We start from the raw sequence: 24,528 nt of genomic DNA on the forward strand, positions 1-24,528 counted from the left end.
ATACCAAGTTAAAGATGCAAAGGAGGTTACATAATGAAACGTATCAAGACTTTAAACACTAGAAATCTTAAAGAGTCTATGAAAAAAGGCGGTTGTGGAGAATGCCAAACTTCATGTCAATCAGCTTGTAAGACTTCATGTACAGTAGGTAATCAAAGTTGTGAGAATAATAACTAATCCCGTAGCAGTGTAGACTCTGTTACGATAGATACAAAATTGTATAACGCAATTTTGTTAGATAATTAAACTCATCTAATTTAAGCAGCGGCTTCCGTCGCTGCTTATTAAATGTACAAAAGTTAATTTTTTGCTAATATTTAATGAATAGTATTTAATGAATAGTAGAGCTATTTGTGTGAAAACTGAAAGGAGTATCAAAGTGATTCACCAATATAAAAACAATGGCTATAACATCGTACTTGATGTGAATAGCGGAATGATTCATGTTGTTGACGACCTTGTGTATGATATCATTGAATTGTTCGAAGAAAATGATACAGATACCATTATTGCAGCGATGATGGAGAAGTATTCAAAACCAGAAAATGCTGCAAAATTAGACGCACCAATTGATGTGAATGATGTAATTGAAGCAGTTGAAGAGATTGAAGAATTAAAGAAACAAGGTGCTCTTTTCTCGGAAGATATCTATGAAAAATATATTACAGATTTTAAGAAGAGAGAGACGGTAGTGAAAGCACTTTGTCTTCACATCGCCCATGATTGTAACCTTGCCTGTCGATATTGTTTCGCAGAAGAAGGAGAATACAAAGGGCACAGAGAATTAATGAGTTATGAAGTGGGAAAACAAGCACTGGACTTCTTAATTAAGAATTCAGGAAGCAGAAGAAATCTTGAAGTTGATTTCTTTGGTGGAGAACCACTTATGAATTGGCAAGTTGTGAAAGATCTAGTTGCCTACGGAAGAGAGCAGGAAAAACTTCATAACAAGAATTTCCGGTTTACTTTAACAACCAATGGTTTATTATTAAACGATGACATCATTGAATTTGCCAACAAAGAGATGGCGAATATCGTCCTTAGTGTGGATGGACGAAAAGAAATCCATGATAAGATGAGACCTTCCAGAAATGGAAAGGGAAGCTACGATTTAATTATGCCGAAGTTTGAAAAAGTAGCGGAAACAAGAAATCAAACAAACTATTACGTAAGAGGAACATTTACAAGAAATAACTTGGACTTCTCAAATGATGTTCTTCATTTAGCAGATTTGGGATTTAAGCAGATTTCTGTAGAGCCTGTGGTTTCTTTACCAGAAGAACCATACTCCATAAGGGAAGAAGATCTGCCTCAGATTTATGAAGAATACGATAAATTAGCAAAAGAGATGATCAAACGGAAGAAAGAAGGGAAAGGTTTTAACTTCTTCCACTTTATGATCGATCTTACGGGAGGTCCATGTGTAGCAAAACGTTTATCTGGCTGTGGTTCAGGTACAGAGTATCTAGCTGTAACTCCTTGGGGAGATCTTTATCCATGTCATCAATTTGTTGGAGAAGAGGAATTCCTACTTGGTAATGTATTCGAAGGGATTAAGAATACAGATTGCCGTGATGAGTTTAAGTTATGTAACGTTTATGCAAAAGACAAGTGTAGAGATTGTTTTGCCCGGTTCTACTGCAGTGGTGGTTGTGCAGCAAATTCCTATAAATTCCATGGTAAGATCAATGATGCCTATGACATTGGATGTGATCTTCAAAGAAAACGTGTGGAATGTGCGATTATGATTAAAGCAGCTGAAGCAGAAGAATAGGTGTGAACATAGGCTTACCATTCGGTGGGCTTTAGTGGTGAAGTTTGCCATTAAACTGAATAACTGAGGTGAAGGAGAAGATTATGAAGGACAAGAAAAAAGGAGTCTTGCACCTACTTATTGTGTTATTAGTTATTGCAGGACTATCCGTAGTGACGTTAGTTGGTATTGGTAACCAGCACAAAGGAAGTGCGAAGAACATCAGATTGGGACTTGATCTAGCTGGTGGTGTAAGTATCACCTATCAGACAGTAAAAGAAAATCCTACGACAACAGAAATGAATGATACCGTTTATAAAATGCAAAAACGTGTGGAAAATTACAGTACAGAAGCAACGGTATACAAAGAGGGCGATAATCGTGTTAATATCGATATCCCTGGTGTTCAAGATGCCAATAAGGTTCTTGAGGAACTTGGTAAAGCAGGTTCCATTTCATTCGTTGATCCGAATGGAAAAGAAGTAATCAATGGTTCTCACATAAAGACAGCGAAAGAGGGAATCATTACAGAAAATGGTCAAAACAAATACGTTGTTAATCTTACGCTTAATACAAAAGGTGCAGAATTATTTGCAACTGCAACGAAAGAATTCCAAGGAAAACCAATCTCCATCGTATATGATGGGAAAGAGATTAATGCACCAATTGTTGAAGCAGTTATAACAAATGGACAAGCACAAATCTCACAACCTTCTTACGACGAAGCAAGAAATCTTGCCTCTACCATTCGTATTGGAGCATTACCACTTGAATTAAAAGAGATTCGTTCGAATGTGGTAGGTGCGAAATTGGGTGATGAAGCAGTTGATACAAGCTTACTTGCTGCAACGATTGGTTTTGTACTTGTAATCATCTTCATGATTGCATTCTATCGTATCCCAGGTTTAGCTGCTGGTATTGCATTGTGCTTGTATATTGTAGCAGTTCTTGTTGTATTAAATGGTGCCAATGTTACGTTAACATTACCAGGTATTGCAGGTATTATCTTGTCAATTGGTATGGCAGTTGATGCGAATGTTATTATCTTCACAAGAATTAAGGAAGAATTAGCAACAGGAAAAACGGTACGGTCTGCAATTAAAATTGGTTTTGATAAAGCGTTATCTGCAATCGTTGATGGTAATATTACAACTTTAATTGCTGCAGCAGTATTGTGGTTCAAAGGATCTGGTACCGTAAAAGGTTTTGCACAGACGTTAGCAATTGGTATTGTAATCTCTATGTTCACTGCCTTGGTGGTAACCAAATATACATTACTTGCATTATATAATTTAGGATTTAATAAAGAAAAATTCTATGGAATCCAAAAAGAATCAAAAATCTTTAACTTTACAAAACACATTAAGAAATTCTTCGCAATTTCTGGTATATTGATTGCGATTGGTGTTGTTGCATTATTTGTAAACAAAGCTTCTATAGGAAATATCTTGAATTATGGACTTGATTTCAAAGGTGGTACATCTACACAAGTAACATTCCCTGGAACAATTCCAAGTAATACAGAATTAGAGAAATTCGTCGGTGGAATCATTGGGGAAGCAGAAGTTGGCGTATCTCCAGTTGTTGGCGAAAAAGCAGTTGTAATCAAGACGAGAGAATTAAGCCTTGATGAGAGAAAGAAAGTAACAGAATCTTTTGTTGATACGTATAAAGCAGACGAATCAAAAATCACAATGGAAAGTATCTCTGCTACGGTAAGTAGTGAGATGAAAACCGATGCGATTGTTTCAGTTATAATCGCTACAATTTGTATGTTGATCTACATCTGGTTCCGTTTCAAAGATATTAATTTTGCTTCAAGTGCAGTACTTGCTTTAGTACACGATGTACTTGTTGTGTTGATGGTATATGCAGTTGCAAGAATATCAGTAGGTAATACCTTTATCGCTTGTATGTTAACAATTGTTGGTTACTCCATCAATGCGACAATCGTAATCTTTGACCGTATCCGTGAGAATAAGAAGGCTATGAAACGTACCGATGTTCTCGAAGATGTCGTTAATCGCAGTATTAGCCAGACAATTAGTAGAAGTATTAATACTTCCTTTACTACATTCATCATGGTATTCGTGTTATTTATCCTTGGTGTTGATTCCATTCGTGAATTCACGTTACCATTAATGGCAGGTATCATCTGCGGAGCATATTCTTCCGTATGTATTACAGGTACTTTATGGTATGTAATGAAAACGAAATTGAGCAAAAAGAAAACAGCTTAATGAAAGAGCTCTTTGTTCAGTAATGGAGACTGAGGTGCGTATGCACCTCGCTTCTACTGGATAGGGGGCTTTTTTATATGCTCTTAACCGTTCTACTGTTGCATAGGTAATGGATAAAAGCGATTGAGGCAATTTCTAAAAAACGACAGGTTTGTCTACTGTTGAATCATCATATCGTACACGTGTAAAAGAGGGTTTCTATACGAATTATTCATAGGAGGTAATCAAGAAAGTTATAGAACGGGACGATTGTATAACAAGACGTTGAAATAAGATGTTTAATATAATTGCTGAAAAATGCTTATTTTATGAAGCTTTTCAGACTTTATGCCCTATGAGAAAACTGTAAAAAACAGGTGACGTGTCTATGAAATATAGGGGATTTTAGGGCAATACATCTGTTTAACATGGTAATGTATCACTTTGTACAAGCTTGACAAAAAAGCGAGATATTGTTACAATACAAGCAAGCTTATGAACAAGAAATCAAACAATTCACTTATTAAGTAGCAGTGTATGCCCCGTCACAATCAAGTTGTGGTGTCGGGCATTTTGTTTAATAAGAATGCCGAATTTGGGTGATGTCGTTCCCTCCAAAGATATGGAAGTAAGCTGGATAACATCGTTATCAATTTATAAAGCAGGGAGGAGTATTATCCATGAGAAGAATGGTATTATCTATCTTAGTAGACAATACTGCAGGCGTGCTTAGTCGTGTAGCTGGTTTATTCAGTAGAAGAGGATATAACATTGATAGTTTATCCGTAGGTGAAACACAGGATCCTGCATATTCACGAATGACAGTAGCAGTGTCTGGTGATAATCAGATTCTCGAACAGATTGAAAAACAATTGAATAAGCTGGAAGATGTAAAAGAAGTCATAGAGCTAAAAGATGGTGATTCCGTTTGTCGTGAACTAATATTGGTTAAAGTATTAGCAAATCCTCAACAAAGACAGGCAGTCATTGCAGTAGCGGATATCTTCCGTGCAAAAATCGTCGATGTTTCCAAAGAATCATTGATGGTAGAATTAACAGGTAACCAAGCTAAGTTGGATGCATTCATTAGTTTGTTAGAAGGATACACAATTAAGGAAATGGTTCGTACAGGACTTACTGGTTTAGAGAGAGGTTCTGGAGATATCTCTGATTACCTAGATTAATTTATGAACATTTGGAGCTTTCGCTTCATGTATGTTATACAATATTTTTTTCAGGAGGAAAAAGAAATGGCAAAGATTTATTATCAACAAGATTGTAACTTATCATTACTAGAAGGAAAAACTATAGCTGTTATCGGTTATGGTAGCCAAGGCCATGCACATGCTTTAAACGCAAAAGAATCAGGTGCTAACGTTATTATTGGTCTTTATGAAGGAAGTAAATCATGGGCTAAAGCCGAAAAAGCCGGATTTGAAGTATATACAGCAGCAGAAGCAGCAAAAAGAGCAGATATCATCATGATCTTAATCAATGATGAAAAACAAGCAAAGATGTACAATGAGTCAATCGCTCCAAATCTTGAAGCAGGTAATACATTAATGTTTGCGCATGGTTTTGCAATTCATTTTGGACAAATCATTCCACCTAAAGACATTAACGTTATCATGATCGCTCCTAAGGGACCAGGTCATACAGTAAGAAGCCAATACCAAGAAGGCAAAGGTGTTCCTTGTCTAATCGCTGTACATCAAGATGCAACTGGTAATGCTCATGACTTAGGTCTTGCATATGCACTTGCAATCGGTGGTGCTAGAGCTGGTGTTCTTGAAACAACTTTCCGTCAAGAAACAGAAACTGACTTATTCGGTGAGCAAGCAGTTCTTTGTGGTGGTGTTTCAGCGCTTATGAAATGTGGTTACGATGTATTGGTTGAAGCTGGATATGAACCAGAAAGTGCTTACTTCGAATGTATCCACGAAATGAAATTAATCGTTGACTTAATTAACCAAAGTGGATTCCAAGGAATGAGATACTCAATCTCTAATACAGCAGAATATGGTGATTACATAACTGGACCAAAGATCATTACAGAAGATACAAAGAATGCAATGAGACAAGTCTTAAAAGATATCCAAGAAGGTGTATTTGCTCGTAACTGGTTATTAGAAAACCAAATCGGATGTACAAACTTCAATGCAATGAGAAGAAAAGAAGCAGAACACCCAGTAGAAAAAGTTGGTGCAGAACTTCGTAAATTAATGAGCTGGACAAACGAAGGTAAGTTAATCGATAACTAAAAATAGGAAACAATCAGAAAAAGCAGGAACAATCGTTCCTGCTTTTTCTCTTGCTATAAAATGAAATTGTTATTATAATAATACTAGGATTAAAAACAAGTGTATGTAGCTTGTTAAAGATATCGGCAGGAAATCAAGTATATGGAGATGCTGAAGTAGAAAGATGGGTATTAAAGATGAGCGTGAATTTAGAGTATTATAAGATTTTTTACCATGTAGCCAAATATGGAGGGATTACAGCAGCAGCAGAACAATTATGTATTTCACAACCTGCAGTAAGCCAGGCAATTAAGCAGTTAGAGAGAAGTCTCGGAAGTGATTTATTTGTACGAACAGCGAAAGGTGCAAAACTTACCATTGAAGGAGAATCTCTCTTTTCTTATGTCCAAAAAGGGTATGAAACCATATTGATCGGAGAAGAGAAGTTTAAGAAGATGATGGACCTAGAAACAGGAGAGATTCGTATTGGAGCAAGTGATATGACCTTGCAATTCTGTTTGCTTCCATATTTGGAACATTTTCATGAGTTGTATCCGAATATCAAGGTGAATGTTACGAATGCACCTACACCTGAAACAATAACGTATCTAAAGGAAGGAAAGATCGACTTCGGTTGTGTTAGTTCACCATTTGTATCTCGCGCTGATTTTCGAGTGACACAGATTCAACAGATCGAAGATATCTTTGTTGCAGGTAACAAGTTCTGGATGTATAAGAATAAGATGATGCATTATCAGGAATTAGAGGATCTTCCGATCATCTGTTTGGAACATAATACCAGTACGAGAAGATATATGGACGAATTCCTTTCTAGAAATCATGTGGTGCTAAGTCCAGAATTTGAGTTGGCAACTAGTGATATTATCGTTCAATTTGCGATTCGGAATCTCGGAATCGGCTGTGTAGTTAGTGATTTTGCTAAGAAGTATCTAGAAAGTGGAGAATTATTTCAATTGCATTTTGATAAACCTGTACCAAAACGAAATATCTGTATTATTTCTAGTGAGAAAAATCCGATATCAGGTGCTGCAAAACGTTTACTTGAGATGTTAGAGATGTAAGAAATGATGAAAAATCGGGTATGCTATTGCTGGACAAGTGTTTTGGCAAGGAAAATGTATATGATAAATTATAGAAATCGGATAATTAGCAAACAACATAAGTACAGATTATACACCATATAAATAATATTGATTTTACTTATGACTGCATTATGGTATAATAAGAAAGTCGGTTGACGAAACGCCAACCTAATTTATGAGAATAAACAAATAATAGGTATCTGTTTCAAGTTAATCTTAAGAAAAATTGTATGACTCTGAACAGTTACAAATAATTTACTCAAACAAGAGAAACATAAGAATTACAGGAGGAATCAAACATGGTTAAAGCAATTGTAGGTGCTAACTGGGGAGACGAAGGAAAAGGTAAAATTACAGATATGTTAGGACAAGAATCTGACATTATCGTACGTTTTCAAGGTGGTAGTAATGCAGGTCACACAATCATTAACAATTACGGTAAATTTGCTCTTCATCTTTTACCTTCCGGTGTATTCTATGATCATACAACAAGTATTATTGGTAATGGTGTTGCTCTTAACATACCATATTTGTTTAAAGAAGTTCAAAGTCTTGTGGAAAGAGGAGTACCAAAGCCTAGAATCTTAGTTTCTGACCGTGCACAGATTCTTATGCCTTATCATATTGCATTTGACCAATATGAAGAAGAACGTTTAGGAAAAGCTTCATTTGGTTCAACAAAATCAGGTATTGCTCCATTTTATTCTGATAAATATGCCAAGATTGGTTTCCAAGTATCAGAACTTTTTGCTGATGAGCAAGTTATTCGTGAAAAGATTGCTCGTGTATGTGAACAAAAGAATGTCATCTTAGAGCACTTATATCACAAACCAGCAATTGATGAAGATGAATTATATAATACATTAATGGAATACAAAGAAATGGTTAAACCATATGTATGTGATGTTGCAGCTTATCTACACAAAGCAATTAAGGAAGGTAAGAATATCTTATTAGAAGGACAATTAGGCTCATTGAAAGACCCTGATTTTGGTATTTACCCAATGGTTACTTCTTCTTCTACATTGGCTGCCTATGGTGCAATCGGTGCAGGTATCCCTCCATATGAGATCAAAGAGATCATCACTGTAGTAAAAGCATACTCTAGTGCAGTTGGTGCAGGTGAATTCGTTAGCGAAATCTTTGGTGATGAAGCAGATGAGTTAAGAAGACGCGGTGGTGACGGCGGAGAGTACGGCGCAACAACAGGAAGACCAAGAAGAATGGGTTGGTTTGATGCAGTTGCTTCTCGTTATGGTTGTAAAATCCAAGGAGCTACACAAGTGGCGCTTACGGTTCTTGATGTACTTGGATATCTAGATGAAATTCCAGTATGTGTTGGATATGAAATCGATGGTGAAGTAACAAAAGACTTCCCTACAACGGTACAACTTGCAAAAGCAAAACCAGTTTATGAAGTATTACCAGGTTGGAAAACAGAGATTCGTGGTATAACAAAATACGAAGATCTACCTGAAAATTGTAGAAAGTATATTGAATTTATTGAAAAAGAATTGGAAGTACCAGTTAAGATGGTATCCAATGGACCAGGTAGAGAGGAAATTATCTATCGCTAGAATGTAAGATTTATTCGGTCAAATCTTATAAATTCACAATATAAGTATGTTGTGTACTAGTTAAGTACGCAACTTAAAAGTACAAGTGGTCAAAAGGAAATAGATTGCTTGTAACCTATAGAAACGTAAAATCTTTATGAATGATAGGAAATTTCCATTGTTCATAAAGATTTTTTGCTATATAGAGTTAGATTTGTCCATAATGCTGACTCGTGCAGAATTCCTTTTTGAGTTGACCCTAGGTCAAATTTGCTATACACTTAGTATAGTAGTTTACAGATGAAAAAGCATAGTATATATGGAATGGGGGATTCAAGGAAGAGTTTACAAGAACAAGGAGTTGCCCCACAAATACCTGTGTCACTGGTGAGACAGTAACATGGAAATTATAAGATAGGTAGGAAAGATAATGAATGAAAGTATTGTAGTAGCTTGTAGTGTTGCTGGAATTCTCGTGATCTTATATCTTCTCATGATTATGCCAAAACTACACAAATCTAGTGATGAAGCATTTCAAGGCTGGATGTTTGCACATAGAGGTTTGTTTCATGAAAAAGAAGGATGCCCTGAGAATTCATTACCTGCATTTCGGAATGCCATTAAGAATGCTTATGGTATTGAATTGGACGTACAATTAACGAAAGATGATGTGATTGTTGTTTTTCATGATTATTCTTTAAAAAGAATGTGTGGAGTAGATCGACAGGTAAGAGAGCTAACATATAAAGAGATAAGTCAATATACGCTTAGAAATTCAATCTGTAAGATCCCTACATTTGAGGAAGTCCTTCACACCATTCAAGGTGCTGTGCCGATCATAGTTGAATTAAAAATTGAACATAACTATGAAAAAACATGTCGCTTAGTAGATGCAATGCTTTCTACATATAAAGGTGTATATTGCATTGAATCGTTTAATCCTTTGGGATTATTGTGGTACCGCAAACATAACCCCAAAGTGATGCGGGGACAATTGTCCAGTATGCTAATCAAAGACAAAGAGAAAGGAAATAAGATCTTATACTTTTTCCTTCAGAACCTCATGCTGAATTGGTTAGCAAAACCAGATTTTATTGCATATAACTATCATTATAGAAAATCATTATCTTTTCAAGTTTGTTCCAAATTGTATCGACCATACACGTTTGCATGGACCGTACGAAGTGAAGAAGCAAGAAAAGAATGTGAAGGTTATTTTCAATATATAATATTTGATCATTTCCTACCGAAAAAATAAGCATCAAGAAACTGCTGCTTATTAAAAAACAAGATGATTTAGAAAGGACAAAGAAGTGAAAACGATGTACTTAATGGAACGTTATATAGAAGAAGCTTTATTTCACGTAGGATTTTCAAAAAAGAAACGTGTAAAACAACAGATTGTAAGTAAGATACAAGGATTATCCAATGAGAAAGGATATGGAGACCTGTCTACAATGACAGAGGAACAGGTAAAGGATGTTCTTACTGAAATGGGAGATCCAAGATTACTAGCTAGAAGTTATGGTTGGCAAAGCAGTATAGTAGGAAAGGAAAGTGCAGTTGCTTACCATCGGATTCTTATATTAACGGCATTTGCAACGTTACTTGCCAATGCATTGTCCTATTGGGCAATGAATGAATCGGGCCAAAAGACAATTACCATTGGATCATTTATAAAAAATTATGCCATACAGTATGCTTTATTGGTTATTGGAATAACCTTACTAATTCGGATTGCCAATATATTTCGGAAAAAGGAAGAGCATTTGGAGCGGCTAAATCGTGGGGAATGGACCATTCAACATCTGCGCTATCCGAAAATAAAACGTCCGAATAAATGTGAGAACTATGTAGTAGGTTTATTTGTGAAAATAATCTTGTTAGTAGGAATCTATATTACGGATCAATACTTATGCGTTGGTGCTTTTGTTCGTTCGAAAGGAGAGGTGGAGCAAATCTCCTTGTTTGATGGACAAAAAGTACAGGATTATCGGATTCTATTAACTTGTATGTTGGTTCTTGGAATCGCATATAGTGTTTTAGCAATTTGGAGGAATCGTCCTGATTTTATCTTATTGATCCTGAAGTCAATCTCAGCATTGTTTAATGGTATCGGTTGTATTATCGTTCTACGATATCCCGGTATATGGAATGGTGAATTTCTCAATCAGTTGAAAATGGCAGCGAATAGTGTATCATGGGAAACGTTGACGATGCAGAGCGTCGCAAACTTTTCAATAGCAGCAGTCTTAGTAATTGCCTCTGTTGATATTTTACATGCGTTTTATCGTTTTTTTGCAAATGTGTAAAGAGAGAAGCCTTATTTCTTGTAATATGCGAGAAATAAGGCTATAATTATGGTTGTTCATAATCGTGGGTGAAAGTGGAAATAGAAATCCCTTTAAGTAATGTATTTTGACCAATTACTTCAGGATTGTCCGCGTATTATTCTAGGGGAAAAGTTTTCAAATAATTGAGAATTATAAAAGCAAACATATTGGAGGAGAGTAATATGAAAAATAACAAGAAACAATCGTATGTGCTCATACTCATATTATGCTTTTGTCTATGCTTAAGTATGAGTGGGTGTGAAAAGAAGGATAAGGGGGATGCTTCTATTGTTTCTGGTAACGATACCGAAACAGGGATAGCAGAAGAATGTTTGGATTTTACTTGCGTTGATAAAGATATTTATCAGATAGCAATTCCAGAATCCAATAAAGTTGCGTATCTGACCACAACAGAACAAAAATTAGAAGATACGCAGTTCAAAGGAAATCAACTTTATAAAGTAACAAATAATAATGGGAAATGGGAAGACCCACAGGAGATAACTTTTACACAAAAGGGAAAACTGCAAAATGTAGTTGTTTCTGTTGATGGTAAAACTTTATATGTATCTTATATGGAAGAAGGGAAAGAAGACTTTGATATTGGGTATGTGAAGGTGGAAGAGATCAAAGAGAATACCATTTCAGAAATTATCTATATCGATGAATTGAATACCTCGTCTAATGAAATGATTGGTGCAGTGGATCAAGATGGTACGCTGTATTATAATTCTATACCACAAGAAGGCAATACGAATGATTATTTTGTGGGAAATTATGATGGAAGTACATATTCCAAATTACGTTTGGGAGAAGAAATCAATCGACCATCGTATATATTTGCTACGGGAATGTTCGGTATTACAGTTGTACCAGATGGAAGTAAACTACTTTATACCAGTTCTACGTCAGAATTGGTCAGCGTTAGTTCCTTCAATCTATTCGAAATTGAGAAGGATGGAAAGAGTTTTAAAAATGCGCAAATGTTAGATACAAAAATCAACCAATATAATACAGATATTCTTCGTTGTTCTGTATCTGGAGACGGGAAAACACTATACTATTGTGCAGAGGATGCTTTTTTTACAACGGAAGATTATAGCAAAATCCAAGCGAAATGGTACAAGATTCCACTAAAGGACGCATTGGCGATTGATAAAAGCACTATGGCATCTTATGATACGACGAAGTATGACACAGCAGAGTTTCCTTTGAAATTACGAGACAAGGGCGAGGAAGCAAAGAAAGCTGGAATCTTTTATGAAATCTTTGTTCGTGCCTTTGCAGATAGTGATGGAGATGGAATTGGAGACTTTAACGGAATAACAAACAAATTGGATTACTTAGAGGATCTTGGGGTTACAGGACTATGGTTGATGCCGATTAATAAATCCTATAGCTATCATGGTTATGATGTGGTTGATTACTATTCTCTGAATTCAGATTATGGAACGGAAGAGGATTTTAAGAATCTTATAGAAGAAGCCCATAAGCGGGGAATTAAAGTTATTATGGATTTGGTTATTAATCATACTGCTATGGCAAATCCGTGGTTCTTGGAAGGGTTATCTGGTTTCCAATCCAAATATACAGATTATTATCGAGTGGTAGCAAAAGAGAATGGGGATAATTACAGCAAGGATGCAGTTTCACCTTGGGGTAGTCCCGTTTGGAATGGTTTATCTAGTAGTGCATATGCGTTTTATGGTATATTCAGTGAAGGAATGCCGGATCTGAACTATAATAATCCAGAGGTGCGTGCCGAGATTAAGAATGTAGCGAAAAAATGGCTTGATCTTGGTGTAGACGGGTATCGTTTGGATGCAGCGATGCATATCTACGGAGACCATGAATTTGAACAACAATCGGATCAAACCGCTCATAATGTTCAGTGGTGGAACGAGTTTGCAAAGGCTTGTGAAGAGATTAATCCAGAGGTTTATCTTGTTGGGGAAGCATGGCAAAATGAAGAAGTACTTCCAGAATATGTACAGCCATTTGATACAAAGTTTAATTTTGCTTTCACACAGGCAATGATGAATGGTATTAAGAATGTCACAGCTATGGTAGATGAAAAGCAGAATCTTTCTATGTATCTTCAGAAAATCTTAGACCAGTATGCAGTCTGTGATACGAAGTACTTAGATGGCGTATTCGCTTCTAATCATGATCAAGACCGTGTTATGTCACAATTACAGGATACAGATAAAGCAAAATTAGCGGTTAATATCTATATGACACTTTCAGGGAATCCTTATATTTATTATGGAGAAGAACTTGGAATGCAGGGAAGAGGTAATGATGAGTATAAGAGAACGGCATTCAAGTGGAACGCAGATGGAAGTGCACCTACAGCAAATTGGCTGAAAGCAATGTGGAAGCAAGAGGATACAACGAATACAGATGTTGCTTCCTTGGAAGAACAGGAAAATGATCCAGATTCCCTGTATCAATACTATAAGAACATCATTGCGCTTCGTAAGAATACGGATGCTTTAATGAATGGTACATATACAGCCTATGATTGTCAGGATTCACAGATCATGTCTTATATTCGGGAATCAGAGAAACAAAAGGTACTTGTTATTCATAATTTTGCAGACAAGAAGAAGCAAGTAATCTGTGAGGATCAAGATTTGGGTGACGTATTGTATGCAAGTACGGACAAAACCCAGGTGAAGGGTACAAAGATTGAATTAGAACCATATAGTAGTATTGTGATTGAATTACAAAAGAAATAAGCATAGGAAATAAGGCTTGGTATAAAAAAAGTTCTCAAGAATAACCAGTACAGGTTATGATCTTGGGAACTTTTTTTATTAAGGTTCGGGTGTCAAAAGCCTATATTTATTTTGAGGTCCGTCAATTTGCACAAATTAAGTTTGTCTAACATGTAATACAGGATATAGTTCACTCGCAACACGCTCTCGCTTGGATGAAGTTCGTAGTGGTACATAAGGCTCTAAACTACAGAGCCAAAGTACCAACGACTTCATACAGTTGCTCATCAAACTATGTCCTGTATTACATGAGATAAGCTAATGCTTGTGCAAATTAACGAAAGAAAGTTTACAAATGGCTTTTGGCACCCAAACCTTATTAGGGAAGACCTATTTTGAAAATAGTTCTTTCAATACTGCAAGCAAAGCATCATTTTTTTCTGGTGACATAAAGCAAAAACGAATGAAATGGTCATCAAGGAAAGGGAAAGTTGAGCAATCTCGTATCATGAGCCCTTTTCGAATGGCTGTATCAAATACATCCTGCGAAGTCACATTATTTAAAAGTTTACAAAGAATAAAATTAGCGTTGGAAGGATAGTACTTAATCATTGAAAAGGTATCCAATATGCTGCAGATCCTTTCTCTTTCCGTATGAATTAATTCTTTGGTTTCGTTAATATATTCGGTATCTTTGAACATGATTTCACCAGCAATGGAAGCAAGTGTATTGATGGTCCAAGGGTTCTTCTTGCTATTGATTTCTTTGATCAGGTCACCATTACCACAGATCGCATATCCAAGTCGTAATCCAGGAGCAGCAAAGAATTTGGAGATGCCACGTAAAATTACGATATTGTTATAATCATTGGTTAAAGGAACACTATTGATTTCTTCCATATTTGGGGCAAATTCAATGTATGTTTCATCTACCATGACAAAGATATCGTTTCGTTTACAGTGATCTAAGATTTTGCGCATATCTTTCCGAAGAATACAGCCAGAAGTCGGGTTATTGGGATTACACAAGATGAGCAAATCAATATCAGCGCTTAAGCGTTCGCAAAGAGCTGTTCGATCCAATCGAAAATCATCTTCCTCCTGCAATGGAAAGTAGAGAGAACTTCCACCACCAAGAGTAACTTCTCGTTCATATTCGGAATAGGTTGGTCCAAGAATTAATGCTTTCTTTGGAGCAATGATCTGGATCATAAGGGAGATTAATTCGGTAGAACCATTCCCTACGATAATATTGCTAGCATCGGATCCTACATAGCTTGCAATACAATTCCGAAGAGAGGTATATTCGCGGTCTGGATAAGTTGTGATTGCATCTATATGAGAAGCTAAACATTGGCGCAACTGATAGGAAACCCCAAGAGGGTTAACATTTGCGCTAAAGGAGGTAATATCTTCTTTTTTTATTCCATAGACTTGTTCAATGGCTTCCAAGTCACTTCCATGAAAATGATCTTTATGTTTAATCATAATAGTTGTCCTTTCCTATCATTCTATCAATAGCTTAATCATAGCACGTTTAGTAGGGAACTACAATATGGACTTGCTTTGCTGAGATGGAGAACCGATGTGCGAAAAAAGTAGAAACCATGTAGCATATATGATATAATGAAGAAATAGATGTGAATAAAAGATGTAGGTGATAATAGGTGAAAGAGAAAATCACGCAATTTTCCAGAGGAAATTTAAAATATGAATTACCAAAGGTAATTCTATCAGATGAAAGAATAGAAGTAGAGGTAGAACAAGGAACGTCCTATTATGGTTGTTTTACCATAACAACACAAGACCAAGTGGAAGTGAAAGGCCTTGTGTATTCATCGAGCCGTTTGCTACGAATAACAGATGAGCAATTCTGTGGGGAAGAGAATGTAATCCGCTATAAGTTTCGAGCAAAGGGATTGCAGGTCCATGAAGAAGAGAGTGGAATCATAACATGTGTAACAAGCGTAGGAGAATTCGAGATTCCTTTTCATTTTCGGGTGATTCCTCCTTACTGCCTGACAAAAAAGGGAGAGGTTAAGGATTTGTTTCATTTTACAAATCTAGCAAAAGAAGATCCTGTTACTGCGCTGAGTCTTTTTAAAACAGATGAGTTCGTGAATGTATTTTTACAAAAAGAGACGACCAATCGAATTATATATGATGCGTTGATCCGTAGTACGTCAGCTAGTCAAGCAATGGAGGAATTCTTAATAGCGATCCATAAGAAATTACCAGTGACCATTGATGTTGACAAAAAGGAATTGAGTTTTGAAGTGAATAAAGGATCTTTTATGGAAAAGCTCTATATACTTCGAAGCAATTGGGGATATTCGGAGATTAAGATCTATACAGATGCTCCATTTATCCAGTTAGACCATAAAGTTATCTGGACGGATAATTTTGCTGGAAACAGTTATCCATTAGAGGTCGTTTTGGATACAAAGAAGATGCGGGCTGGAATGAATTATGGAAGAATCATTCTGAAAACAGTACATCAAACCATCGTAATTCCGGTGACTTGTAGAGTCCAACGTAAGGAAATTGGGCTTGAAAATCATGGAGTAACAATGAGACGTTATGAACTACAATTAACGAAAAATTATCTTGATTTTCGTATGAATAAAGTGAACCTTGAACATTACATACAGGATACAAGTAATGTACTTAGTAATTTAACAATTATAGAGGATGATATCTTTTACGATTTGGCAAGGGCACATCTTACGATTATTTCAGACAACAGAGAAGTTGCAGATGATATGTTAAATAGCTTTCAAAATCGGATTGCGGGTAGCAAGAGCAACGCCATTGCGTATTGTGCATATCAGTATCTCAATGCCCTTTATCGCAAAGAGAAAGAAGTTACAGAATCTGCAGTGGAAAGTATTCGAGAGTTTTATGAGAAGGAGCCTGATTGGAGAATTTTATGGTTCCTGTTATATTTGGATAAGAAATTTGATTCCAATAAGGGGTACAAGTTAAAAGAAATTAAAAAATTATGTGAGGCGGGATGTAAAAGTCCAATCTTATATTATGAGGCATGTACGATTTACAATGAGGATCCAAACTTACTTCATGAAATGGGTGCATTTCAACGTGCCGTTATGCATTGGGGGGCGAAAGAGCAGTACTTGAATCAGGAAGTAATACTACAGTTCGCGTATTTAGCAGCAAGAGAGAAACAGTTTTCGAGTGTGATCTATCATACATTAGAGATGTTCTATCAAACTAACCCAAGTGTGGACATTCTATATGCAATCTGTGCACTTCTTATTAAGAGTGAGAAGACGGAAAATAAGTATTTTGAATGGTATCGTTTGGGTGTCGAGGCACAGCTAAAACTTACAAGTCTTCACGAATATTATATGTATGCCATAGATGAAGAGGCACAGGTTGAATTGAGCCATCCAATCTATCTTTATTATATCTACAATAGCAATTTATCCGATAATCGGAAGGCGTATCTATACGCACAGATTATTAAGAATAAAGAAGAAAACCCATCCATATATAAAACGTATGGAAAACAGATGGAACGGTTTATGGAACGTCAATTACAGGGAAGATTAATCAATCACAATCTTGCAGTGATTTATAATGATTTGTTAACACCAGAAAAAGTACAGGAATCCATGGCAAAAGACCTTTCCGTATTGATGTATTATCATGAGATTACATGTTACAACCCGAATATCAAAGGAGTTTGTGTAGTTCATAAAGAATTAGAAAATGAAATCTACCATCCACTGAAAGAAGGAAGAACGGTTGTACCAATATTTACGGAGAATGCACAGATTTTCTTGGTTGATTATAATGATAATCGTTACTACGACACAGTTCCTTATGACGTGAAACAGTTAATGGATTATAGTCGGTATGCAGAGATTTGTTTTACTTACGAGAAGGACAATCCATTGTTGCTTCTGAATTTGACAGAGATGGTATGGAATTACCAAAAGAATGCACAGGATATCATACTGCTTTTTAAATTAGCATTACAGATACCTAATTTGCAGGCTTGGTGCTATAAGAAGTATTTGCTGGCATTAATCAAACATTATTATGAACATTATGATGGAGAATTACTGGACTCTTATCTGAAAAAGATTGATATGAAAACCCTTACGGAAACAGAACGGGTTGATATGATGGAATATATGATCATTCGTGACCTAACGGATAAGGCAATGGAATCCATTGGTCGATTTGGCTGCTATTTCATACCAGAAAATCGCCTTCATAAATTATGTCTCAAAATGGTAATGATGGAGAACGGACGGAATGAAGTTCTACTCTATCTATGTCATGAAGTATTCAAAACTGGAAAATACCAGGAACCAATCTTAACGTATCTGATCACGTATTTCCAAGGAACTTCCAAAGATATGTTGGCAATCTGGGAGGCAGCAAAAGAGAATGGAATGGATACCACAGCATATGAAGAACGTCTGTTAGGACAAGTGCTATTTGTGGAAAATCAGCAGATTCATAGTGCACCAGTATTTCAGTCCTATTATGAAAAAGGAGATAATGGAATATTAATTCGTGGTTATTTAACCTATGCCGCATATCAATACCTGCTAAAAGATAAATCAATCGATGATGCAATTTTTGAAATTATGAAAACTGAGATCATATCCGCCGAAAATGAATTCTGTACGATTGCCTTATTAAAATACGATAGTACGAAGGAAACCTTGACATCGGCTGAAAAAGAGTTTGTTGATTTCCAAGTACATCGTCTGATGAAAAAAGGAGTGGTATTCCCATTCTTTAAAGATTTCCGAGGTAAAGTTGCGTTGCCAGAACTAATCTGGAATAAATATTATGTCATGTATCGTACGGATAAGGGAAAAAAAGTTATGATTCATTTTGCTATAGAACATGAGGACGATTCCGCAACGGATAAGGTATATCATACAGAACAGATGCAGGATATGTTTGAAGGAATCTATGTGAAGGAATTCATGCTCTTTAGTCATGAAAATCTCTATTATTATATTACAGAAGGTGCAAGTGAAGTGGAACTTGCCTCTGATGTAATCGAAGCTGGGGAAGTGACTTGTTCAAGTCAGGAAGCGGATACGAGATTTGATTTGATCAACGTTATGATCTCCTCATACTATCTACAGGATGAGTTGACCTTATTAGATACGATGAAACAATATGTGACACAAGATTATATTATGGAAGAGTTATTAAAACCACTTTAGAAAATAGAATGGAATGATTTCAGAAGGAAGTTCGTGTGGAAGAATAAGTTTTCACACGGTGCTTTGTTATTACACAAAGCGGTCAGACTTTTGAAAGGAAATGGTGATTAGAATGACAGAGGAAAGAAAATTATTAGTTGGATTTGACTTGTGCAATGATTTTACTCAAATCAGCTGTTACAGTAAAAAGTCATTTGAGCCAGAATCCATCTGCTATACGGATGATGAAACAAAGTATATGATCCCAACAGTTTTAGGCGTGAGAAAAGATACGAAAGAGTGGTTGTTTGGAGAAGATGCTATAGGAAAAGGGAAAGCAGGACAAGCCATTGTAATCGATCAGCTTATTACAAGGATTATTAGAAAAGAAGACTTTTATGTCATGGATGTGAAGATTCCGCCAGAAGCAATTTTGGAAAAGTTTTTTCGCAAATGTTTAAGTTTGTTAAAACGCTACTATCCGAATGAAATGGTGGCAAAGCTTGTTGTTACCATCCCTCAGTTAGATATCACTTTGATCAACATGATTTATAAAGCGATGGAAGCACTATCTTTAGAGAAAGACCGTGTATCAATTCAAAGTCATACGCAGAGTGCAGTACAGTTTGCGATGAGTCAAAGCAGAGATTTATGGATGAATGATGTTGGAATTTTTGATTTTGAAGAAGAAGGCTTACATTTCTATCAGATTAAGATCAATCGGAAACATGTACCAATGGCGATAACGGTTGAGGAAAAGGACCTATCAGAAACCTTAAGTTTTGATCTTCTAGAAGACTTGGATGATAAAGAGAGTTTGTCCTATATCTTTGAGAACTTGGCAAAGAGTGTTTTATATAAACAATTGGTAACAACTCTATATATGACAGGAAAAGGATTTGAAGGAAACTGGGCTGACGAAGTTTTTAAACATCTATGTGTTGGGCGTAGAGTATTCAAGGGACAAAATCTTTATACCAAAGGTGCCTGCTATTATGCAAGAACTTTAGCAGGGGAAGGAAAAACAGAAAATTTTGTGTACTTAACAGAGGAGATGGTTCGCTCTTCTCTTTCCATAGTGCTCTATCGTGATGCCAAGGAGAGTGAGTATACATTAGTAGAGGCAGGAACACTTTGGTATGAAGCAAATTGTGAAGTGTCCTTAATCCCAGATGAGAAAGATGAAATTGTAATTCGAACCAAGAATTTTCTTAATTATGAGATACATGAACATGAGATTAGTTTGGCAGGATTGGAAAAACGGCCTCCTAAGATGACACGACTAGATCTTCGATTGGAATTCTCAGATCCATATACTTGTAGTGTCGTTGTGAAAGATCGTGGATTCGGAGATTATTATCCTTCTACCAACCAGATTCTAGAACAGACGATCACGCTGGCATATTAAAGAGAGAATAGAGAAAGGAGTATTGTTATGGGAAAGTTAATCTTTTGTACCGGACGATTGGCAGATAAACCGTATGTTTTTCCGTTTACGAAGACACAGGTTTATTCAATGGATGAACTAAATTATTATATCTATAACAACATCTATCTCATTACAGAGGATACATTTCAATATTCTTTATGTGACTGGATAGAAACGGAGTTGGAACTTCCTGAGATTGCACAGAAGATACGAGGTCTTCTAAATCACCGCAATAGTTTGAAAGACATTGTAGTAAGTATCTTATGTTGTGCAGATTACTATACAGAAAAAGAGATTCGTGAGTTAATTCATATAATGGAACAGATTGAACGAATGCCACTAATCATGAAGAGGAAGATCAAAGCAGACAATTATCTGAAGTATGGGCAATATGGGAATGCAGTGGTTGAATATGAATCCATTGTTGAGGCAGAAGAATCGGCTATATTTAGCCAAGTAGAGTATGGTGATATCTATCATAATCTTGCAATTGCTAAGGCAAAGACGGTATCTGCATCAGAAGCAACCAAATACTATCTTTTGGCATATCGAAGAAATCAACGGCAGGAATCATTGAATCAATACTTGTATACGTTGATCTTATCGAAGAATACCAAGGAATATGAAAATGCTTGTGAAGAATTCTCTGTAACGAAGGAACAGCAAGAACAGTTGGAAGAAGATGTGTTCACAAAAGAGCTGGCAGCTTTGGATATTGAAGAGTATGCAAAGATTGACGCGTTAACGGAATGGAAGAAACAAGGGAAGGTCGCACAGTACTATAGAGAATTGAAACAAATGATCCGTGATTACAAGGAAATTTATCGCAAGGGAATACTTTCATAGACTAGGAGCTAGGAAAATGGGATTATTAAGCAGATTTAGAAAAAAGAAAATACAGGAAGAGAAAGATGCTGGACAGGAATTCCTTGAGATGGCATATGCGATGAAGAAGATTAGTCAAGAACGGCAAAAAAAGCAGGTTGCTAAGAAAAATGCAACGGATCCTGAAGTAGAGGACGATAAGATTATCTCTACAGAAATAGAGAATTATGATGTGGATTTTCATTCGAAAGCGGATCGAGAACGCTATATTCGCGGTTATTGTGAACAAATTATTGAAGCGTCAAGGCAGAATGAAGAGGCAAAACTAGAATACCAGGCCGTTACATCTTATCTTACCGATATACAAAAAATTGATCGAATTGAAGGGGAAGAGAAAGAATCGCTTGTGGACGCTGCGAGAAACGTAGTTACGCTCACGAGAGAACGGCATGAATATCAGGATAAAAAAGAGATCAAATTAGCAGAAAAGCAGTACAAATATTTTGAAAAAAATGAGGCACAATTGCCAGAAGATATAAAAAAGTTAGATGAATACGAATCCTATAATTCCAAAATAAAAAATGATATGCGACATTTGGAAGGGGAAAAAAGTGTATTACGTCATCAAAAAAAGGAATATGCAGCTTCTCAAAGATATCTAAAAAAGATTGCAATTACGACGTCAATTCTTGTATTTACAATGGTTGTGTTATTCTATGTTCTTGATACGGTGGCGGGAAGAAATATGCAACTACCTTATCTGTTAACCATTGCACTAGCAGGAATCAGTGGCTTATATATCTTTCTTGAAGGAAGAAAGAATGCATATAACCTAAAGCTCACACAGATTAAGTTGAATAAAGCCATTACCTTATTGAATACCGTTAAGATTAAGTATGTAAATAGTACGAACTGTATTGATTATGCGTGCAGAAAGTACAATGTAAACAGTGCGATGGAATTACGGTTTCAATGGGAACAATATTCGAAAGCGAAGAAATTGCAGCAGGAACTTGTACGAAATACAGAAAAAATGAATGAACATAATAAAAAAATGCTTGAAATACTTAAAAATCATGAAATATCGGATTTGGACATCTGGACCTATCAAGCAGGCGCGTTGATTGATGGAAAAGAAATGGTAGAAATTAGACATCGATTGAACGGCAGACGACAAAAGATTCGGGAGCGAATTGAATATAATACGAATATTCGTGAAAAAGGATTTGCAAAATTGACAGATCTGGTGGAAAAGATTCCAGAAGCAAAACAAGAGGTAGCCAAAGTACTTGAAGAAAATCATATTACGGTTTAGCAGGATATTTCCAATATATAGATAAAAAAGACAGGTATAACTTAATGATGTGTATAAGATACACTATTATCATTTGATGTTATAGTATCTATAATAAAAAGGTATGGTAAATTATGCAAGACTACATTGACAAAAGTGATGAAACTGAGTAAGATAATACCAATGAATATGAAAAACCGATGAGAAAGAGGAGTAATTCGTATGCAATATTACAGAGAGCTGCGGTTGGTGGGAATGCAGTATGGCGTGTATGAATGAATGGGCTTTCGAGGGCAACCCGAATGATAAAGTAGGCGTTGACGGGAACCAAACCTGTTACAAATAAGGCACATATGATTGTATGTGAAAAGAGTGGGCTTTTGCCAATATGAGTGGTACCGCGGAATGAATCAATCCGTCTCAAGAATATAATTCTTGGGGCGGTTTTTTTTATACACACATATTGTTTCGTCCATAAGAATAAACCATTGATCATTAGTTTTTATTCATTTACTCAAACTTCGCAGTTCAATTGTTGCCAAAAACCTATTACATAAAGGAGTTTTGCACTTTTTTATTGGCTTTTTGCCAGAAAAGTCGATATTAGAAAAATAGCACATTGGAATCGAAGTGGAGATATATTAATTGCTGAAAATGCCTTAGGATAACCCTTCAGGGCAGCAATTGAACTGCGAAGTTTGAGTCATTTACTTAATGGATGCAAGAGTTTAAGAACAGTACGAACGATATATAAGCATGTTAGGCTATAAGAAACTCGTAAGCATCAGGGGAACAGAATAGAGGTTGTTCCTAACACATCTTGAAATGATTATAGGAGGAATTTGGTATGAAGAGAGGAAAAAAAATCGTAGCAGTTATAATGAGTACAGTTTTGACAATGGGATTATTAAGTGGATGCAGTGAAAAGAAATCAAGTGGTAATGGAGAATATACAATAGGAATTGGCCAGTTTGCACAGCATGGTTCTTTGGACAATTGTCGGGAAGGTTTTTTAGAAGGTTTGAAAGAAGCAGGAATTGAAGAAGGCAAAAACTTAACAATAAAAGAGGATAATGCCAATGCAGATACAAGTGTTGCCACACAGATTGCATCGAATTACGTAGCAAACAAGGTTGATTTAATCTGTGGCATTGCAACTCCAATGGCGCAAAGTGCTTATGGAGCAGCAAAAGAAGCTGGTATCCCTGTTGTCTTTACAGCAGTAACGGATCCTGTTTTAGCAGAATTAGCAAAAGAAGATGGAACTCCAGTAGGTGATATTACTGGAACTTCCGATAAGATTCCAGTAGAACAACAGCTTGATATGATTCGAAAAGTATTACCGGATGCAAAAACAATTGGTATCATGTATACGACAAGCGAAGTGAATTCAGAGGCTTCAATTAAAGATTATGAAGCGGTAGCAGCAAATTATGGATTTGAAATTGTAACAGGAGCAATCTCTACCTCAACAGATATTCCACTCGTTGCAGATGATATTCTTAGTAAAGTAGATTGCATGACGAACATTACAGATAATACCGTTGTAAGTGGTTTGCCTGTAATCTTGGAAAAAGCCAAAGCAAAGAACATTCCTGTATTTGGTAGTGAAGTTGAACAGGTAAAGATAGGATGCCTAGCAGCAGTTGGTCTTGATTACTATGAGTTAGGAAAGCAAACGGGTGCGATTGCTGCAAAAATCTTAAAAGGCGAAGCAAAAGCGAGTGAATTAAAATTTGAAATAATTGCAGAAGGTAGCTTTTATGGAAATACAGCAGTTGCAGAGCAACTTGGAATTACCTTACCTAAAGAATTAACCGATCATGCAACAGAGATGTTTGATTTGATCGAAGAATAGGAG

The 24,528-nt window shown here is 36.1% G+C and carries 16 protein-coding genes and 1 other annotated feature; of the genes, 15 read left to right on the forward strand and 1 reads right to left on the reverse strand.

Going from position 1 to position 24,528, the window contains the following annotated elements:
• Positions 1–33: 33 nt before the first annotated feature.
• The 10 genes from scfA (at position 34) to HBB17_RS01160 (ending at position 13,945) form a co-directional block, all read left to right on the forward strand.
• On the forward strand, positions 34–177 hold the full coding sequence (scfA, locus tag HBB17_RS01115) for a six-cysteine ranthipeptide SCIFF (protein ID WP_073288943.1): 144 nt from the start codon (positions 34–36) through the stop codon (positions 175–177).
• 202 nt (positions 178–379) lie between these two features.
• Positions 380–1,774: a thioether cross-link-forming SCIFF peptide maturase gene (scfB, locus tag HBB17_RS01120; RefSeq protein WP_167954974.1), complete on the forward strand. Its 1,395-nt coding sequence runs from the start codon at positions 380–382 to the stop codon at positions 1,772–1,774.
• Between the two features lie 83 nt (positions 1,775–1,857).
• Positions 1,858–3,993, forward strand: a complete 2,136-nt coding sequence (gene secD / locus HBB17_RS01125) for a protein translocase subunit SecD (RefSeq protein ID WP_167954976.1) — start codon at positions 1,858–1,860, stop codon at positions 3,991–3,993.
• 659 nt (positions 3,994–4,652) lie between these two features.
• Positions 4,653–5,156, forward strand: coding sequence for an acetolactate synthase small subunit (gene ilvN / locus HBB17_RS01130; RefSeq protein ID WP_167954978.1), 504 nt, complete (start codon positions 4,653–4,655; stop codon positions 5,154–5,156).
• A gap of 66 nt (positions 5,157–5,222) precedes the next feature.
• Positions 5,223–6,233, forward strand: a complete 1,011-nt coding sequence (gene ilvC / locus HBB17_RS01135; RefSeq protein ID WP_167954980.1) for a ketol-acid reductoisomerase — start codon at positions 5,223–5,225, stop codon at positions 6,231–6,233.
• Positions 6,234–6,409: 176 nt separating this feature from the next.
• The gene (locus HBB17_RS01140; RefSeq protein ID WP_167955061.1) at positions 6,410–7,294 is read left to right on the forward strand and encodes a LysR family transcriptional regulator; all 885 of its coding nucleotides are present in this window, start codon (positions 6,410–6,412) and stop codon (positions 7,292–7,294) included.
• Positions 7,295–7,614: 320 nt separating this feature from the next.
• Positions 7,615–8,892, forward strand: a complete 1,278-nt coding sequence (locus tag HBB17_RS01145) for an adenylosuccinate synthase (protein WP_167954982.1) — start codon at positions 7,615–7,617, stop codon at positions 8,890–8,892.
• 409 nt (positions 8,893–9,301) lie between these two features.
• Positions 9,302–10,129 (forward strand): glycerophosphodiester phosphodiesterase family protein, encoded by an 828-nt coding sequence (locus HBB17_RS01150; RefSeq protein ID WP_167954984.1) that lies wholly within the window; start codon positions 9,302–9,304, stop codon positions 10,127–10,129.
• 73 nt (positions 10,130–10,202) lie between these two features.
• On the forward strand, positions 10,203–11,183 hold the full coding sequence (locus HBB17_RS01155; RefSeq protein WP_167954986.1) for a hypothetical protein: 981 nt from the start codon (positions 10,203–10,205) through the stop codon (positions 11,181–11,183).
• Positions 11,184–11,386: 203 nt separating this feature from the next.
• Positions 11,387–13,945 (forward strand): alpha-amylase family glycosyl hydrolase, encoded by a 2,559-nt coding sequence (locus HBB17_RS01160; protein ID WP_167954988.1) that lies wholly within the window; start codon positions 11,387–11,389, stop codon positions 13,943–13,945.
• 369 nt (positions 13,946–14,314) lie between these two features.
• Here HBB17_RS01160 and HBB17_RS01165 read toward each other — a convergent pair whose 3' ends face one another.
• The gene (locus HBB17_RS01165; protein WP_167954990.1) at positions 14,315–15,412 is read right to left on the reverse strand and encodes a pyridoxal phosphate-dependent aminotransferase; all 1,098 of its coding nucleotides are present in this window, start codon (positions 15,410–15,412) and stop codon (positions 14,315–14,317) included.
• 179 nt (positions 15,413–15,591) lie between these two features.
• Here HBB17_RS01165 and HBB17_RS01170 point away from each other — a divergent pair, with 179 nt between their 5' ends.
• The 5 genes from HBB17_RS01170 (at position 15,592) to HBB17_RS01190 (ending at position 24,525) form a co-directional block, all read left to right on the forward strand.
• Positions 15,592–19,140, forward strand: coding sequence for a DUF5717 family protein (locus tag HBB17_RS01170; protein ID WP_167954992.1), 3,549 nt, complete (start codon positions 15,592–15,594; stop codon positions 19,138–19,140).
• Between the two features lie 100 nt (positions 19,141–19,240).
• Positions 19,241–20,527: a DUF5716 family protein gene (locus HBB17_RS01175; protein WP_167954994.1), complete on the forward strand. Its 1,287-nt coding sequence runs from the start codon at positions 19,241–19,243 to the stop codon at positions 20,525–20,527.
• 27 nt (positions 20,528–20,554) lie between these two features.
• Complete coding sequence (locus HBB17_RS01180; RefSeq protein WP_167954996.1) at positions 20,555–21,394, forward strand: hypothetical protein; 840 nt, start codon at positions 20,555–20,557, stop codon at positions 21,392–21,394.
• Between the two features lie 16 nt (positions 21,395–21,410).
• The gene (locus HBB17_RS01185; protein WP_167954998.1) at positions 21,411–22,688 is read left to right on the forward strand and encodes a hypothetical protein; all 1,278 of its coding nucleotides are present in this window, start codon (positions 21,411–21,413) and stop codon (positions 22,686–22,688) included.
• A 170-nt stretch (positions 22,689–22,858) separates the two neighbouring features.
• Positions 22,859–23,093, forward strand: a binding site (T-box leader).
• 472 nt (positions 23,094–23,565) lie between these two features.
• On the forward strand, positions 23,566–24,525 hold the full coding sequence (locus tag HBB17_RS01190) for an ABC transporter substrate-binding protein (RefSeq protein ID WP_408609329.1): 960 nt from the start codon (positions 23,566–23,568) through the stop codon (positions 24,523–24,525).
• Positions 24,526–24,528: the final 3 nt, after the last annotated feature.

Origin of the sequence: Anaerosporobacter faecicola (assembly GCF_012070565.1) — a bacterium.
Classification (GTDB): domain Bacteria; phylum Bacillota; class Clostridia; order Lachnospirales; family Lachnospiraceae; genus Anaerosporobacter; species Anaerosporobacter faecicola.